General features: G+C 60.6%; 15 protein-coding genes. 4 read left to right on the top strand and 11 right to left on the bottom strand.

Translation table 11 applies throughout. The features are described 5' to 3' along the window. Positions 1-145: 145 nt before the first annotated feature. From ACORLH_RS06270 to rpiA, 7 genes are all read right to left on the bottom strand, one after another. Positions 146-1,624 (bottom strand): Do family serine endopeptidase, encoded by a 1,479-nt coding sequence (locus ACORLH_RS06270; protein WP_420719805.1) that lies wholly within the window; start codon positions 1,622-1,624, stop codon positions 146-148. 257 nt (positions 1,625-1,881) lie between these two features. Beyond that, positions 1,882-2,076, bottom strand: coding sequence for a DUF2065 domain-containing protein (locus ACORLH_RS06265; protein WP_321831764.1), 195 nt, complete (start codon positions 2,074-2,076; stop codon positions 1,882-1,884). Next, on the bottom strand, positions 2,076-2,954 hold the full coding sequence (locus ACORLH_RS06260) for a protease modulator HflC (protein WP_321831763.1): 879 nt from the start codon (positions 2,952-2,954) through the stop codon (positions 2,076-2,078). The genes ACORLH_RS06265 and ACORLH_RS06260 overlap by 1 nt, the downstream gene beginning before the upstream one ends. Positions 2,955-2,957: 3 nt before the next feature. Beyond that, entirely contained in the window at positions 2,958-4,103 is a 1,146-nt protein-coding gene (gene hflK, locus ACORLH_RS06255; RefSeq protein ID WP_321831762.1) for an FtsH protease activity modulator HflK, read from the bottom strand. A gap of 79 nt (positions 4,104-4,182) precedes the next feature. Further along, positions 4,183-5,541, bottom strand: a complete 1,359-nt coding sequence (gene gor / locus ACORLH_RS06250; protein ID WP_321831761.1) for a glutathione-disulfide reductase — start codon at positions 5,539-5,541, stop codon at positions 4,183-4,185. 23 nt (positions 5,542-5,564) lie between these two features. Further along, positions 5,565-6,131, bottom strand: coding sequence for a hypothetical protein (locus ACORLH_RS06245; RefSeq protein ID WP_321831760.1), 567 nt, complete (start codon positions 6,129-6,131; stop codon positions 5,565-5,567). A gap of 1 nt (position 6,132) precedes the next feature. Then, positions 6,133-6,921 (bottom strand): ribose-5-phosphate isomerase RpiA, encoded by a 789-nt coding sequence (gene rpiA / locus ACORLH_RS06240; protein WP_058244573.1) that lies wholly within the window; start codon positions 6,919-6,921, stop codon positions 6,133-6,135. A 404-nt stretch (positions 6,922-7,325) separates the two neighbouring features. Here rpiA and ACORLH_RS06235 point away from each other — a divergent pair, with 404 nt between their 5' ends. Next, entirely contained in the window at positions 7,326-8,699 is a 1,374-nt protein-coding gene (locus ACORLH_RS06235) for an L-serine ammonia-lyase (RefSeq protein ID WP_321831759.1), read from the top strand. Positions 8,700-8,729: 30 nt separating this feature from the next. On the opposite strand, the gene ACORLH_RS06230 is transcribed toward ACORLH_RS06235, so the two are convergent. After that, positions 8,730-9,089: a nuclear transport factor 2 family protein gene (locus tag ACORLH_RS06230; protein WP_321831758.1), complete on the bottom strand. Its 360-nt coding sequence runs from the start codon at positions 9,087-9,089 to the stop codon at positions 8,730-8,732. A gap of 143 nt (positions 9,090-9,232) precedes the next feature. Here ACORLH_RS06230 and ACORLH_RS06225 point away from each other — a divergent pair, with 143 nt between their 5' ends. Further along, a complete protein-coding gene (locus tag ACORLH_RS06225; protein ID WP_321831757.1) occupies positions 9,233-10,186 on the top strand; it encodes a DMT family transporter in 954 nt (317 codons plus the stop codon). Here the strand turns inward: ACORLH_RS06225 and ACORLH_RS06220 are convergent. After that, positions 10,104-10,817, bottom strand: coding sequence for a thiamine diphosphokinase (locus ACORLH_RS06220; RefSeq protein ID WP_321831756.1), 714 nt, complete (start codon positions 10,815-10,817; stop codon positions 10,104-10,106). The two genes, ACORLH_RS06225 and ACORLH_RS06220, sit on opposite strands and share 83 nt — an antisense overlap. 182 nt (positions 10,818-10,999) lie before the next feature. On the opposite strand from ACORLH_RS06220, the gene ACORLH_RS06215 reads away from it, so the two are divergent. Continuing rightward, positions 11,000-13,441: a hypothetical protein gene (locus ACORLH_RS06215; RefSeq protein ID WP_321831755.1), complete on the top strand. Its 2,442-nt coding sequence runs from the start codon at positions 11,000-11,002 to the stop codon at positions 13,439-13,441. Between the two features lie 83 nt (positions 13,442-13,524). Here the strand turns inward: ACORLH_RS06215 and ACORLH_RS06210 are convergent, their stop codons facing one another. Both ACORLH_RS06210 and ACORLH_RS06205 read right to left on the bottom strand, forming a co-directional pair. After that, positions 13,525-14,874 carry a GGDEF domain-containing protein gene (locus tag ACORLH_RS06210; RefSeq protein WP_321831754.1) on the bottom strand — a complete coding sequence of 450 codons (1,350 nt, stop codon included), beginning with the start codon at positions 14,872-14,874 and terminating at the stop codon, positions 13,525-13,527. A 203-nt stretch (positions 14,875-15,077) separates the two neighbouring features. After that, entirely contained in the window at positions 15,078-15,776 is a 699-nt protein-coding gene (locus ACORLH_RS06205) for an HAD family hydrolase (RefSeq protein ID WP_321831753.1), read from the bottom strand. 168 nt (positions 15,777-15,944) lie between these two features. Between ACORLH_RS06205 and ACORLH_RS06200 the strand changes: the two genes are divergently transcribed. Further along, positions 15,945-16,400, top strand: a complete 456-nt coding sequence (locus ACORLH_RS06200; protein WP_058244655.1) for a MarR family winged helix-turn-helix transcriptional regulator — start codon at positions 15,945-15,947, stop codon at positions 16,398-16,400. Positions 16,401-16,404: the final 4 nt, after the last annotated feature.

The raw sequence follows: 16,404 nt of genomic DNA, 5'->3' as shown, positions 1-16,404 counted from the left end.
ACTTGTCCAAGGCCACTGCCCTGTCAAGCTGAAGGCCCCGATCACAGTCAAGACGCCGCACCTGCGCCAGGTATTCTGCCCAAGACTCCCGCATAAAAAAGCCGCCCACGGGGGGCGGCTCTTTCTGTTTCAGCGGGATCAGTGCTTATTCTTCGGCAACCGACAGCGCAACGAAGCGCGGCTCACCGGCGCGGCGCACCAGCAGCAGCAGCGATTTGCGGCCCGCTTCCTGCGCTTCTTCTACACGCTCTTCCAGATCGGCAATCCGCTCCAGTTTCTGCTGGCCTGCCTCGGTGATCAGATCGCCCATCCGCAGACCTTTCTCAAAGGCTTCGGTGGCTTCATCCACACCAACAACAACCAGACCCGTTGCGCCCTTCTTCAGCTGCAGCTCGGCGCTCAGCTCCGGGGTGACCGGGCTCAACGTCATGCCCAGCATTTCCTTCGGTTCCATCGGATCCGCAGGACCAGGCTGGGCTGCAGGAATGGCTTCGGCCTCTTCACGGCGGCCAAGGGTGATTTTCAGCGTCGCGGTCTTGCCATCGCGGAACACCACCACACGCACGGTTTTGCCCACCTCGGTGTTGCCCACCTGACGGACCAGCCCGCGGGTATCGGCAACCTCAACCCCGTCAAAGGTCACGATCACATCGCCCTGCAGCATGCCCGCATCCAGCGCCGGACCTGCCGGCACATCGGTCACCAGCGCGCCAGCGGTGTTTTCCAGACCAATCGCTTCGGCGACATCTTCGGTCACATCCTGAATGCGCACGCCCAGCCAACCGCGACGGGTTTCGCCAAACTCACGCAACTGGTCCACAACACGGGTCACCACGTTGGAGGCCATGGAAAATCCGATCCCGATGGAGCCACCGTTGGGCGACAGGATCGCGGTGTTCACGCCGATCACCTCTCCGTCCATGTTGAACAGCGGACCGCCCGAGTTGCCGCGGTTGATCGCAGCATCGGTCTGGATGTAATCGTCATAGCTGCCCGAAAGCGCCCGGTTGCGGGCCGAAACGATCCCAGCCGAAACCGAGAACCCCTGACCCAGCGGGTTGCCCATGGCAACCACCCAGTCACCAACACGCGCGGTGTCGCTGTTGCCAAAGCTGACGAATGGCAGCGGTTTGTCTGCCTCAACCTTCAACAGCGCGATATCCGTGTTGGGGTCGGTGCCAACAACTTCGGCCTGGAGCTCCTCGCCTGAGAAGAACTCGATGAAGATCTCATCAGCGCTTTCGATCACGTGGTTGTTGGTCACGATGAAACCGTCTTCGGAAATCACAAAGCCCGAGCCCAGCGCCGAAGAGCGGCGCGCGCGTTCATTGGGGTTGCGATCCTGGAACTCGCGGAAGAAATCTTCAAACGGGCTGCCTTCGGGGATGTTCAGGTTTGGCCCATCGCTGCCCGCCACCACGGTCGAGGTGGTGATGTTGACAACCGAGTCACTGATGTCTTCGGCCAGTTCCGCAAAACTGTCGGGTCGTGCCTGCGCCTGCAGCGCCAGCATCAGGGTCATCGCGGTGGCCAAGAGCCCCAGCCAGAAGGCCCGCAGTGCGGCGCCCCGCGCATGAGGGGTTGCGAGTACAACGGCATTTGCACTTGAGTGGTTCACGCCCATGGTCTCCTCTCCTTAAATGTCTCTCACCGGGAACGGTCAGAGCTGATTATCTTTAACATCGGTCGAGCGGGGCGGATGTGCAACTCACCCCAAACAAAGATTTTTTCAACAGAGCGTGAAGCGGCGGTGAGCCGCTCATGCTGTTTTCGGACAATATAGGGCAAAAATGGCATTCGCCCCACCCGAAGCCGAGGGGCAAATCCCCGAAAGCTGAGAAAACCTGCGCGCGCGGCAGCGCGCACCGCTGGATCCCCCCCTCAGGCGCCCAGCATTTTGGCCAGCCAGACCAGGGCCAACCCAAGGGCCAGCGCCGAAAAACCTAAGTTGCGGCGCATCGCTTCCGGCAGGGTTTTCAGCAGTTCCAACAGCTGCTCAACAAGCGAAGGGGCCAGCGCATAGGCCAGCCCCTCCACAATCAACACTAGCCCGATGGCCAGGATCACATGTTCCATTACTGGCCCGCTTGATCCGACTTCAGGTAGTCAAAGAACTCGCTGTCCGGGGTCATCACCATCGACGAGTTGCTGCCCTGCAGGGCGTTTTCATAGGCCTGCAGCGAGCGGTAGAAGGCAAAGAACTCAGGATCCGCACCGAAGGCTTCGGCGAAGATGGCGTTGCGTTCCGCATCCGCTTCACCACGCACAACCTGCGCTTCACGTTCTGCCTCAGACAGGGTTTCGACCACGGTACGATCGGCCAGCGCGCGCACACGCTGGGCGGCTTCGTTACCACGGGCGACCTCATCGGCGGCTTCACGTTCCCGTTCTGCCCGCATCCGGGCAAAGGTTGCGTTCAAGTTCTGCGCCGGCAGGTTGGTCTGTTTCAAACGCACGTCCACCACATCCAGACCCAGGCTGCGCGCCTCGGCCCGGGATTGGTTGCGGATCCGCACCATCAGCTCAGCCCGGTTTTCCGACAGGATCGTGTCTGAGGTGACCTGATCAGCACCCAGAACTTCACGGATCTTCGAGTTGAGGATCGAGCTCAGGCGTTCCTCGGCCAGACGGACACCGCCGGCACCAACCGCCTGACGGAACTGAACCACGTCAGCGATCCGGTACCGCGCGAAGGCATCGACAACCAGACGACGGTCATCTGACGGGGTAACCTCGATGGTGTCGGTGTCCAGCGACAGGATCCGGTCGTCGTAGCGCACCACTTCCTGAATCATCGGGATCTTGAAGCTCAGGCCCGGCTCTTCTTTTACGGCCTTGATCTGACCGAACTGAAGCACCAGCGCTTTTTCACGTTCATCCACCACAAACAGCGAAGACATGATGCCAACAACCGCAATCACGATCACGGGCACAAGGTAAGTCATCTTACGCATCGATCAGTTCCCCCCCTGTTTGCGCAGCTCGTTGAGCGGCAGGTAAGGCACAACGCCCTGACCGTTTTCGCCCCCTGTGAGGGAGCTGTCGAGGATGGTTTTGTCCACGTTGCCCAGCACTTTTTCCATGGTTTCCAGATAGAGACGTTTGCGGGTCACTTCCGGCGCTTTTTCATATTCGGTGCGCACCGCCGAGAAACGGCTGGCTTCACCCAAAGCGTCGTTCACGACCTGCGCCCGGTAGGCTTCGGCCTCTTCAAGGGTCTGCGCCGCTTCACCGCGGGCTTGCGCCAGAACGCGGTTCGAATAGGCATCCGCTTCACGCTGCAGACGGTCACGTTCCTGTTCGGCGGCCTGAACTTCGCGGAAGCTGTCAATCACTTCACGCGGCGGGTCCGCTTTCTCAAGGTTCACACGCACGATGGAAATGCCGGATTCGTATTCGTCCAGGATGGCCTGAATACGTTCTTTGGCCCCGTCAGCAATCACACCACGGTCCCGGTTGAGGATCGGCGCCAGGTTTGAGGCGGCGATGATCTCACGCATCACCGATTCTGAAACGGCCTGAACCGTCAGACGGGCATCGCGGATGTTGAACAGCAGTTTCGCCGGATCGTTGATGTTCCAGACCACCTGGAAATCGATATCAACGATGTTGGCGTCCGTGGTCAGCATCAGGCCGGTGTCCTGGCTGGAGCGTGACAGGCCAATGCTTTCGGTCCGTTCCGAGGTCACATTGACCACTTCAGCGGTCACAAAGGGCCAGGGGGCGAAGTTCAGACCAGGATTGCCGGTTGAGGAGTATTCACCCAGGAAAAGTTCAACGGACTGCTCTTCCGGTTTCACAGTGTAGAAGCTGGAAAACGCCCAGAGCGCCACAGCCGCAAAACCGGCCAGCACAAAGGTGCCGCGGGGCAGACCTTGGCCACCGCCAGCGCCGCCGCCACGCTGATTGCCGCCGCCATCGCGACCGCCCATCAGCACTTTCAGCTGTTCCTGGCCTTTTTTGACCAGCTCATCCAGATCGGGGACCTGCGGACCGTCGTCCTGCGGGCCACGGCCACCGCCGTTGTTGCCGCCCCCATTGTTGCGACCACCGCCGCCGTTATTTCCGCCGCCGCCCCAAGGGCCGCCAGAATTGCCTGACATGGGCTATGCTACCTCTCTACATTGTCACCGATTGCACGGTTGATAACAAACCTGTGCAATCGGCAGGAAATTTCAAGCTTTATGCCGTGCGCGTCGGCGCTTTCATAGTGACGATTTCTTCCGACATGGTCGGGTGTACCGCAACGGTGCGGTCGAAATCCTCTTTTGTGGCGCCCATTTTGACCGCGATACCGGCCAGCTGGATCATCTCACCGGCCCCCGGCGCGACGATGTGACAGCCCAGCACCACACGGGTGTCTGCGCAGACAATGAGCTTCATCATCACCCGCGCATCGCTGCCAGCAAAGAGCGACCGCATCGGACGGAACGAGGTGCTGTAAACCTCAATCGGCCCTTTGTCGCGCGCGTCTTCCTCGCTCAGACCCACGGTGCCCATTTCCGGCTGGGTGAAAATCGCGGTCGGGATCAGCTCATGATCCACCGGTGTTGGCTTGCCTTTAAAGACGGTTTCAACAAAGGCCATGCCTTCGCGGATCGCCACCGGGGTCAGGTTCACGCGGTCGGTCACATCCCCCACCGCATAGATCGAGGGTACAGCGGTCTGGCTGTATTCATCCACCTCAACCTGCCCCTTGCGGCCCAGCTTCACACCAGCCTCTTCCAGACCCATGTTATCGGTGTTGGGCACACGACCGGTGGCAAACATCACCTGATCAAAGTCATGTTCGCTGCCGTTGGTGGCTTTCACCCGGATCTTTTCGCCGACCTTCTCCATCGACAGGATGTTGGTGCCTAGATGTAGATCGATGCCGTTCTGGATCATCTCTTCGGCCACCAGGCCACGGGCTTCGTCGTCAAATCCGCGCAGGATCTGAGCGCCGCGATAGAACTGAGTGACTTTCACACCCAAACCGTTCAGCACCCCGGCAAATTCCGACGCGATATAGCCGCCACCGACGATCAGGATCGACTCGGGCAGTTTTTCCAGATGGAAGATATCGTTTGAGGTGATGCCCAACTCGGCACCCGGTGTGTCGGGCAGAACCGGACGGCCGCCCATGGCCAACAGGATATGTTTGGCGGTTTTGCGCTCCCCGGTCGACAGCTCAACTGTGTGTGCATCCACGACCTTGGCACGGGCATCAAAGGTGTCCACGCCAGAGTTCGCCAGCAGACGGCGGTAGATGCCCTCCAGACGGTCCAGCTCTGCGTGCAATTTGCCTTTGAAGTTGTCCCAGCTGAAAGCACCGGTCGGCATGTCCCAGCCATAGGCGCGGGCCTCCTCGGCCATACCCGGAAACTCGCTGGCAAAGACCATCAGTTTCTTGGGCACACAGCCGCGAATGACGCAGGTGCCGCCGTAGCGGTCTTCCTCGGCCAGCGCCACCTTGGCACCGGTGTCACCAGCTGCCACACGGGCCGCACGCACACCACCGGACCCACCGCCGATGACAAAGAGGTCGTAATCAAAGCTCATGTGAGGTGTCTTTCCATTCAGAGTTACGGATCGGTGCCAGATGTAAGCGTTGCTGCGGCAAAGTCCAAGTGCTGGCGCTTCACCAATTGGTGTTGCCAGGTTTCATCCAAAATTGGCCAATATAGGCGCACTACGGTCCAGATCCGATCCCGCTCTGCCGCGGTCATTTGCGGTGTCGTAACCTTCCGTTCGCACCAACCTCTGGGGTCAGCACTGCATTCATAGTTTACTATACCGATCTTCGGTTCAAAATAGCGCACATCTTGCCAACCAACGGCATGGGTCTGCCCCGTTCTGTCGCGTAACTGCAGCCCCGCGACATCGACCCGAACATCAACCCCGCGGCTACCAAAGTCGGTCCGCAACAGACGCAGCAATTGTTGTAAGGTCCACAACACCATCGCGAGCACGACCAGCAACAACACCAATTCGAACCCGTTGTGCTGGTAACGGCCAACAATAACGTCGGCTATTGCCGGAGTTAAAGTGACTGAAAAATAGCCACCGAACAAAGCCCCAAAAACAAGTGTCCCACGATGTTTACGCCAGAAGGGCAGCGTGAACTCCAAGGTCTCGGGGGCCGCCTGCATGTCAATCCCCCAGGTCCGAGAACAGGTTTTCGCTTTCCACAAACTCCAACCGGTCCTCACTCACCGCGTTTTCGTTGATGTCACGCACCTGCACCCGACCGTCGCCGTAGCCGACCACAACCGTATCGCAGATGTCGACAAACAGTCCGTTTTCCACCACGCCGGGGATTTGGTTCAGCACCATCGCCACCTGACGCGCATTGCCGATCCGATTCAGATGCAGATCGACAATGTGGTTGCCTTCATCGGTGAACAAAGGTGCTGCGCCGTTCATCCGCAGGCTGGTGGTCTGGCCCAGCACATCCAGACTGTCCAGCATCTCCTCAATCAGGGCTTTGGTGGTCTGCCAGCCAAAAGGGATCACCTCCACCGGCAGTGGGAACGCCCCCAGGGTTTCGACCTCTTTTGACACGTCCGAGATCACAACCATCCGGTCACTGGCAGTGGCCACGATCTTTTCCTGCAACAGCGCGGCACCGCCGCCCTTGATCAGGTTGAATTCCCCGTCAAACTCATCCGCGCCATCAATCGTCAGATCCAGCCATTTGGCTTCATCGAGGCTGACCACATCAATGCCCACATCCCGCGCCAAAGCAGCGGTACGGGCAGAGGTGGGAACGCCGCGGATCTTCAACCCGTCTTCGCGCACCATCTCCCCCAGACAGCGCACCATCCAGGCTGCGGTTGAGCCGGTGCCCAGCCCCACACGCATGCCATCTTCGACATATTCCACGGCCTTTTTGGCCGCCACAAACTTGGCTTTGTCGATCGGCGACAATTCTCCGGACATCAGGCCTCCTCCGTGCTGGGGAATGGGTGCAATTCCCGTCGCTTATAGGTCGAATAGCCGCCGCAAGCGAGGGGCAATTCCCATCACCCTGCCGCAAACCGGTGCAAGTTTCGCCTCTGGCTCCGCCATTGCGGGCTTTTGTGTCGCATTTGGGCTGGCAGCGGTAGTGGCTGTCAATAGCTTAGGGGTATGGAACTGCGCAACATCCTCCCCTTTGCGCTGCAGAGCGCGCCGCCCCGGCTTGACCCTCTGCCGCGGCCTTTTCACCGGCTGCGGCAGGCTGGGGCGATGTGCTTGCATTCCTGCCCCGGCATGGTCACCCTGCATCGGACCAAAAGCCGGGGCTTATCCGCTGCCCGTGCTGATCAGACCGCCGCCAACCCCCCGAAGGAGTGAGCCCGTAAATGTTTCTGTCCGTCTTTGACATGTTCAAGGTGGGGGTCGGCCCCTCGTCCTCTCACACCATGGGGCCCATGGTGGCAGCCGCCCGGTTTCTGGACCAGATGCGCGCCGCCCCTTTTGAACCGCATGGGGTGAAGGCCTCATTGCATGGATCGCTGGCTTTCACGGGGGTTGGCCATGCGACCGACCGGGCAACGATTCTGGGCCTGGCCGGGTTCCTGCCCGATACCTACGATCACGACGCCGCCGAGGAGGCATTAGAGGCCATCAACCGCGACCGTCAGGTTTGCCCCGAAGGTCTGCCGCCGCTGCGCTTTGATCCCGCACAAGACCTGCGGTTTGATTTCGGCCCGGCCCTCGCAGGTCACGCCAATGGCATGATCCTGATGGCGACTGATGCGCAGGGCGACGTCATTATGCAGGAAACCTATTATTCGATCGGCGGCGGATTTGTGATGACCGAGGCGGAGCTGTCAGGCGGCAAAAACACCGAAGAAGGCGCGCCCGTCCCCTACCCGTTCAAAACCGCCGATGAGATGATGGAAATGGCCCGCACCTCGGGCAAGAGCATAGCGCATATGAAACAGGCCAACGAAATTTCGCGCGGTGGGCACCAGAATCTGAAACAAGGCATGGCGCGACTCTGGCAGGTGATGGACAGCTGCATCGAGCGCGGCCTGACCAATGAGGGTGAGCTGCCCGGCGGCCTGCGGGTGAAACGCCGCGCCAAAGGCATTCATGAGGCGCTGCTGGCCGAACGCGGCATGAACCTGACCGCCCCCCATACCATCAACGATTGGATCAGCACCTATGCGATGGCGGTGAATGAAGAAAACGCCGCTGGCGGTCAGGTGGTCACCGCGCCGACCAATGGCGCAGCCGGGGTTCTGCCGGCTGTGATCCGCTACTGGCTGGATCACGTGCCGGGTGCCTCCACCACCAAAATCGATGAGTTTCTGCTGACCGCCGCCGCGGTGGGTGGCTTGATCAAACACAATGCCTCCATCTCAGGTGCCGAAGCTGGGTGTCAGGCCGAGGTGGGCTCCGCCGCGGCGATGGCCGCTGCGGGGCTCTGCGCCGTGCTGGGGGGTACCGTGGAACAGGTGGAAAACGCCGCTGAAATTGCACTGGAACATCACCTGGGCATGACCTGCGATCCAGTCAAAGGTCTGGTGCAGGTGCCGTGCATCGAGCGCAACGGCCTTGGCGCGATCAAGGCGGTCTCGGCCGCCTCCCTCGCCCTGCGCGGCACAGGCGATCACTTTGTGCCGCTGGACGCTGCCATTGAGACCATGCGCCAGACCGGCCGTGACATGCATGAGCACTACAAAGAAACCTCTCTGGGTGGCCTGGCCGTCAACGTGCCGAACTGCTGACGCCTTAGAAGGTTGCCTCCGTCGACGGGGTCACTCCGTCGGCAGGGGCAATCCGTGTTGCCGCAGGAAGCTCAGGCGATCCCAGTAGCCGCGCTGGAAAATGATTTTGCCCGCTTGGACATGAAAGAACCCGCAGCCGCGCAGGCCCAGCGGGTCCTTCCATTCAAGGATGGCCCACTCCTGATCCTCAAACAGGTTTTCCACCAGGCATGTCATCTCGGCCGCGGCAAACTCCGCTGCAAACATCGCCTCAATCGCCACGCGCCCCACTACTAGCTCATTTGCGACCTGATGGTTCACCGCATCCTCAGCGTAAAACGCGCTGATGGCTTTGGCATCCCCTGCGTTGAACGCAGCCACCCAGGCCTGCACCACTTGTTTTGGGGTCATGTCGACCGCCCTCCTCACCATCACGTATTCACCCTATCTAGAGCGCGTAAGATATCAGCCCAGCTCTACGTTCCGGGACGAACCGTTCAGTCATTTGCCATCGCCCCATTGCCAATGCACGCGATCCGTGAAACCTCTTGCGCATGACACAAGCCACCACACATGACCGGCCGCTTCTTGGGATCACACTTATGCTGGGCTTCTGCCTGGCCGCACCTTTGGGCGATGCCTTGGCGAAACTGCTCTATGGCGCGCTGCCGCTGGGGATGCTGATCCTTGCGCGATTCCTGTTTCAGGCGGTGATTCTGGCCCCGATGGTGACCGCGACACATCGGCCCTGGCGGGTGCGGGGGCGGGTGCTGCGTCTGGTGGTCTGGCGCACAGTGCTGCATATTCTGGGCATCGGCATGATGTTCACCGCCCTTGGCTACCTGCCGCTGGCGGATGCGGTGGCGATCGCTTTTGTCATGCCCTTTATCATGCTGCTGCTTGGTAAATATGTTCTGAACGAACAGGTCGGCCCCCGCCGTCTGATCGCTTGTGTCGTAGGGTTCATCGGCACGTTGCTGGTGATCCAGCCCAGTTTCGCTGCTGTCGGCTGGCCGGCTATGTTGCCGCTGGGTGTGGCCGTTGTCTTTGCCCTGTTCATGCTGGCGACCCGCCAGATTGCCAAGGAAACCGATCCGATCAGCCTGCAGGCGGTCTCAGGCACCATTGCAACTGTGGCGCTGCTGCTGTTGATGGTCATCGGTCACCTGCTGGAATGGCCTGGGCTGCAGTTTGCCATACCCACCGCGGAAGAGGCCTGGCTGGTGGTCGCGATCGGCTCCGTCGGAACGCTGGCGCATCTGATGATGACCTGGTCGCTGCGCTACGCCCCTTCGACCACACTGGCGCCGATGCAATATCTGGAAATCCCTTTTGCCACCGCCATCGGCTGGCTGATCTTTACGGATCTGCCCAACGGTCTGGCCGCGATTGGCATCCTGATCACCCTGGCTGCCGGCCTCTATATTATTCTGCGCGAGCAGGCCACCCAACGAATGCAGCGCTCAGCCCTGCAACAGACGCCGCCAGCGCCGCCCGCGGCAGAATAACCAGCATCTGCGGCTGATCGAACTGCAGCTGCACAGGCGTTGCCGCCGCATCAGCCTCCTGAGGGCTGACCTCATTTGAGGTGCCGATTTTGCTGTCCGGGGCAAATTCCAACCCTTCGATGGGCCAGCGCAGCCCTTTGGAACGCCCGGTCACAGCCCCCATCGGGAACAATGAGACCAGCATCCCCACCGGCAGATCCAATTGGAGATGCGGCGGCGCGAGGAAGGTGATCTGCTCCTCCGACAGCAGAATGCAGCGCTGATCAGGCCGGGCCAGCAACACATGCAGCGCCGCCAGATGATGATCAATCCGGCTGCCATCAAACCCGACGCCCAGAACCAAAGGCGCGGCGATACTGCGCAGTGCCTTGTCAAAATCGGTGCTGTCCTGTTCAGCAATGGCGTGGATCACATCCTGTGGCAGCGCCGCGCGGGTCGCCTCTGACAGGCTGTCGAGGTCGCCGATCACCGCCTCAGGCGACAGCCCAAAGGCCAAAGCATGGTCCGCCCCGCCGTCAGCGCAGATCAATTCTGGCCCGATGGCCAACGCCGCCTGCAACACCTCTTGCGAGACATCTCCAGCCCCCAGCAGGGTCACCGGCGCGACCGAATGCACAATCTTGTTCAACATGTGGCAATATCTGCCGTTTTTGGAAGGAGACCACAATATAGTCACAAAATGATACAGTTATTTTCCAAGATTCGTTCACCTTTTGGCGGGATACACTTGGTAAACAGCACCCTTAGACGCGAAACATGTCCCTGTTTTTACGGGCGTCATGGCAGCCAGAGGCAAGGAAAGGCGAGTTTACAATGGTTACGAACAACAAAGTACTGACAGTCTCCTACGGGACGTTTTCCTGCACGCTGGAAGGCTTCGACGACTCTTTTGACACAATGAAGTCCATTGCGGAGTATTTCCGTGATTTGGCCGCCGATGACCGCTATTTCGGCGCCGAGCCCCCGACCCCGGATGCGGAAATGCTGGCCCGGATCGCCGAGCGCGAAATCGCCCGTCAGGTTGTCGCCCGCCAGGATGAGGGCACAATTCACCTGCGCGCTGCCGACAGTGCCGACCCTGCCACGCCCCCTGCTGCTGCCCCAGTTGCGGCACCCGTTACCGCTCCAGACCCCGTTGCTCCTGCCGCTGTTGCCGAACCCGTTGCGCCCCCTGCCGCCGAAGCCGCGCCTGTTGAAACCACTCCGGCTGTTGCGGCCCCGATTGAGGTGGCTGACGATAACACTGACGCACCGGCCAGCGATGACAGCGTTGCCGCCAAGCTGCAGCGCATCCGCGCCGTGGTATCCCGCAACACCGAGGCCGCAGCCCCCAACTATTCTGAGGATCAGCACGCCGAGGAAATGACCGGCGATCTGGATGAGGCGCTTGATGGTGCTTTGGATCAGGTGCTTGATGCTGAACTGACGGCGCCCGCCGCAGAGGTCGAACCGGAGCTGGAACCCGCGCCAGAGCTGGAGGCAGATGCCGCCGATGCCGAAACGCCTGACGTGGTCGCCGCGCCGGCAGAGGACGCAGCCGCTGACGAGGCTGCCATCGAAGCCCCCTCTGACGAGGCTGAACCTGAAGCAGCAGATCCAGCACCTGCAGACGACGTTCTGGAGGTCGCACCGTCTGAGGAAGCCGCTGCTGACGTTGAAGAAGTTGCTCCAGCGGCTGAAGAGCCTGCCGAAGAGGTGCAATCAGAAGCGATCGAAGCTGAAACCGCTGAGGAAGAGCCCGTCGAGGAAATCACCAGCGAAGCCGCGCCAATGGCTGAGCTTGAAGAGGCGCTGGCCGCTGATCCCGCTGGCAGCGACGTAGATGCCGCCGTTCTGGCCGCCGTGGCCGAATTGAGCAACGCGCAAGCCCCTGAAGAGGTAGCTGCCGAGCCCGAGGCAGCGCCTGAGATTGAAGAGACCCGGATCGAGGTTTCGGATGAAGCCGCCGCAGAGGCCGAAGACGATTTCGATGCGATCCTTGCTGCGGTACGGGATGCGGAAAACACCGAAGCCGAAGCCGAAGCCGAAGCCGAAGCCGAAGCCGAAGCCGAAGCCGAAGCCGAAGCCGAAGCCGAAGCCGAAGCCGAAGCCGAAGCCGAAGCCGAAGCCGAAGCCGAAGCCGAAGCCGAAGCCGAAGCCGAAGAAATCGCGGCGGAAGTTGACGACGAGGTCAAGGCCGAAGAAACTGTTGCCAAACCGGTGAGCGAGGCCGAGGTTGAAGCTGACGTAACTCTCGAAGAGATCGCCGAGGCACCGCAGGATACGGTTGAAGAGGCAGCGGACACCACTGAGGAAGCATCAGTAGAAGACGCCGCGCCGACACCTGTTCGCCCCGTACGTCCGGTACGTCCCGTCCGCGTGATCAAAATGAAGCGCAGCGACTATGAGGCGGCACAGGCCGCGGCTGAGGTCGCTGAACCTACTGCCGCCCCCGTGACGCCAGAGACCACAGCAACTGACGAAGGTTCACTCAGCGCCGAGGAAGAGGCCGATCTGCTGCGGGAGCTGGCCGAGGTGGAAGCCGAGTTCAGCGACGCCCCTGAGGAAGAGGCGGAGCCTGGCGACGTCCGTTCAATCTTTGCCGACGAAGCCGAAGAGGCCGATGTCTCGCGCCTAATGGAAAAAACCGTGTCCGAAATGGACAATCCCGAAGGCTCACACCGCCGCAATGCAATCGCCCATCTGCGCGCAGCCGTGCAGGCCACCCGCGCCGAAAGTGACGCAGGCGGCGCATTGAACGCGGGTGGCGTCGATACCGAAGCCTACCGTGAGGACCTGAATGACGTGGTGCGCCCGCATCGTCCGGGCGCTGCAAGCGCGGCACGCGGGGATCGCCCCGCGCCGCTGAAACTTGTTGCGGAACAACGTGTTGACACGCCTGCCCCGGTTGCTGAGGCAGCAGTTGCGCCGGTCCGTCCCCGCCGCATCCGCCCCGCCGCCGTTGCAGAACCGAGCGTCACTGAGGAGTTTGGCAGCTTCGCCGAATTTGCCGAAAGCGTCGGCGCCGAGGAACTGCCGGATCTACTGGAAGCTGCGGCATCCTACCTGTCACACGTGGAAGGTCTGGAACAGTTTTCGCGCCCTCAGCTGATGAAAAAGGCACGCCAGATCGAAACGCTGGAATTCAGCCGCGAAGACGGGTTGCGCTCCTTCGGGCAGCTGCTGCGGGACGGCAAAATCGAAAAGCTACAGGGCGGGCGCTTTACCGTGTCCGACCAGATTGGCTTCAAGCCAGATCAACGCGCTGCTGGCTAAGCCCATCGCCTAAATTACAGTAACGTCGCTATCGCCCGGTCCCTTTGGCCGGGCGATATGCGTTTTAGGTGGCCGGTCACCCGTCACACAGTTTCCCGGTTATGAAACGTCACCCGCCCGCGCCCGGCCCGTTTGCTGGAATAAAGCGCGCGGTCCGCATCTGCGAGCATCTGCTGCGGGTTCGTGATGTCATCATCGCAAATGCAAAGAAGCCCAAAGCTAGCCGAAATCCTGTAGTTTTGGCCTTCAAATGAAACCTGTTCCTGCAGCCGGTTCTTCAGCCGCAGGGCGATGCATCGCAGCCTTTCCTGATCAGCTATACCGCTCAAAATAATGGCGAATTCGTCGCCCCCCAAACGCACGATGGTATCCTCTTGGCGCAGCTCTTGCTGCAAAATCGCGGCGACTTGCTGCAAAACGTAGTCACCGCCGGGATGTCCCAGCCGGTCATTCACCTGTTTGAAATGATCAAGGTCCATCAACATCAGGGAAAACGGATTCCCGTTGGAGCACAGCTGGTTCAGTTGCTCCTCAAACACGCGGCGATTGCACAGGCCGGTCAGGCTGTCGGTGGCTGCCCGGACCTCCGCCTCATCCCGCGCGCCGCGCATCTGTTGCGCCAAGCGCAGGCTGGCGGCCATCGCAGCGGATTTCGCCTCTAACTGATAGAGCATATCGACCGCCAGTTCGGTCGCGGGGAAATCGGTTAGAAGTAAATCGAAACAGCGCATGGCCTCCGCAATCGAGGCGCCGAATGAGACATTCAGAAGGGTGCCGCCCGCCAAGGGGGACACAACTGCGCGTAAACCGATCTGCGGGTGAGATCGCAGACGCAGATGGAGCGTGCTGCCGGGGGCCAGATGCCTAAAGTGATCCACCGCATGACGCTGCGGGTATTTCGGTGCAAAGTGCTGAGCAAAGGCATCGCAACGCTGTGCGGCCCCTGGTAGGACCTTTTCAAGCGTTGGGCCGATCTTCCTGATGCGTCCGGACGCATCAACAAACACAAATAGAGGCATAATAGCCGAGAAGGTTTGCCACAGTTCTATAGGGGTCTGCGACGGGGGAAAAGCAACCGATGTCACCTTGCCGCCATCGCCTGCAACAGAAATGTCAGATCCCATATTCGATCGCGGCGGGGCAACCGGCGGAACATCCCCCGGATGGACAAACGCAGCGCCCGAGTGATCGGTGCTATCGTCCAACCTCACCGACAGTATCGCCCGATTTACCTGCACAGGTCGTGCAACACCAACCTTATATCCCGCTGCTGCACCCTTAGGCTGACACGGTTCTTCACTGCCCTGCGCAACGGGCAAGTCCGCAAAATCATGCGCCGAATCGTCCATTTCAAATCCCCAAAACCGCGCTTTAACGCTGAGCAGAACGGCACCCGGTCCAACGGCGGTCAAAAAGACGGCCGCGGTTTCCAAGGCACCGGCCTCCGTGGGAAAATCCCAACACAGGCCAAAGACCCAGCGAAAAAGCTAACAGCGCTACGGACGAGGACGAGTGAACCCAGCCCCAGCGCCAATTCCGCGATTAGGCTGCGCCCAAAAGGTTAACAAATGGTTTACACTGCCAAGAAAGGGCGTTGGCGCGGCGGTTCAAAGTGCGAAACAGCCGCAGTCCCCGGCTAGTTGGATGCGGAATTCAGCCATTCAGGCAGGTGGCCAATGTCAGGCAGGACCACATCCGCCAATGGGGCCAGATCTGCAGCCTCGGCAATGCCGGTCAAAACGCCGACGGTCACCATGCCAGCCGCACGCCCGGCGATCAGATCATGTGCGCTGTCGCCCACCATGGCGACGCGCGCCGGGGTCAAATGCATCTGCTCACTAAACGCCAGAAGCGGCGCAGCATCCGGCTTGGCGCCATAGCCACTGTCAAAACCGGCAACGAAATCAAACAGCTCATAGATCCCGGCGCCGCGCAGATGGGCCTTGGCGCCCATCTCACTGTCATTGGTCATCACCCCCAATGAAAGCCCCTGCGCAGCCAGCGACTGAAGCAGTGGCGCCAGTGGAACGGCGGGGGCCAGGGGGGCCGCTGCGGCGCTGGCATTCATCCGTGCCTCCAGCGCATCAAGATCAACGCCCGGCATGGCGCGGGCCACACATTCCGCGGCCTCACGTCCGGTGCCAGCGATCACCGGGCTTTCAGGCCGAAACTGCGCCGTGGGCAAATCAAAGGCGATGTGATGCGCGATCCCCGCAGCAAGATCTGCATTGCCCTCGGACAATTCATCAATCAGCTGCGCCGCCCAAGCATCCCAGGTGGCCCGGAAATCAAACAGCGTGCCGTCCTTGTCAAAAAGGATCCCATCAATCTTCATCTGCCCTGCCCTTAACTTTCTAGTCCTGCCGCCATGGCCAAGCCCGGCGATCACCTTCAGGCCGGACCCTGCCGGTTGCCCAAGCCTATGGCAAGAGGGGAAAACATCGGATCACCCCTGCCCGATCCGCGGCTTGACTTTACCGGCGGCATAGGGTCGGATTCAGCCATGGATACGACCAAACGTTACAGATTACATCATTCCCTCGGCTATCATCTTTCGATCGCGTCCCGTCTGCAGGAACGGCGGTTAGATGAGAAGTTAAAGCCGGTGGGGCTGACCCGGACGACCTGGTGTATTCTGCTGGCCATTGGCAATGAAAACCTCAGCCAACCGTCAGATATAGCTGATTTTGTCGGGATTGACCGCACGGCCACCTCACGCGCGTTGCGCCATATGGAGCAGGAGGGCTGGTTGATGCGGTCCTCGGGCACCGAAGATCGGCGCACCCGTCAGGTTGTTCTGACAGACACCGGCCGCGATCTGATCCGCATGTGCACGCCCTATGCGCAGGAAAATGCCGAGACGATGCGTCAGGCGCTGAGCAGCAAAGAAGAGGCGGAATTGAAACGGCTGCTGGCCAAACTGCGCGACAGCGCGCCGGAGCCGCTGCCCACTCTCTGAACCG

The sequence above is a fragment of the Thalassovita sp. genome (assembly GCF_963691685.1).
GTDB lineage: Bacteria > Pseudomonadota > Alphaproteobacteria > Rhodobacterales > Rhodobacteraceae > Thalassobius.
This window is presented reverse-complemented; position numbering and strand designations above follow the sequence as displayed.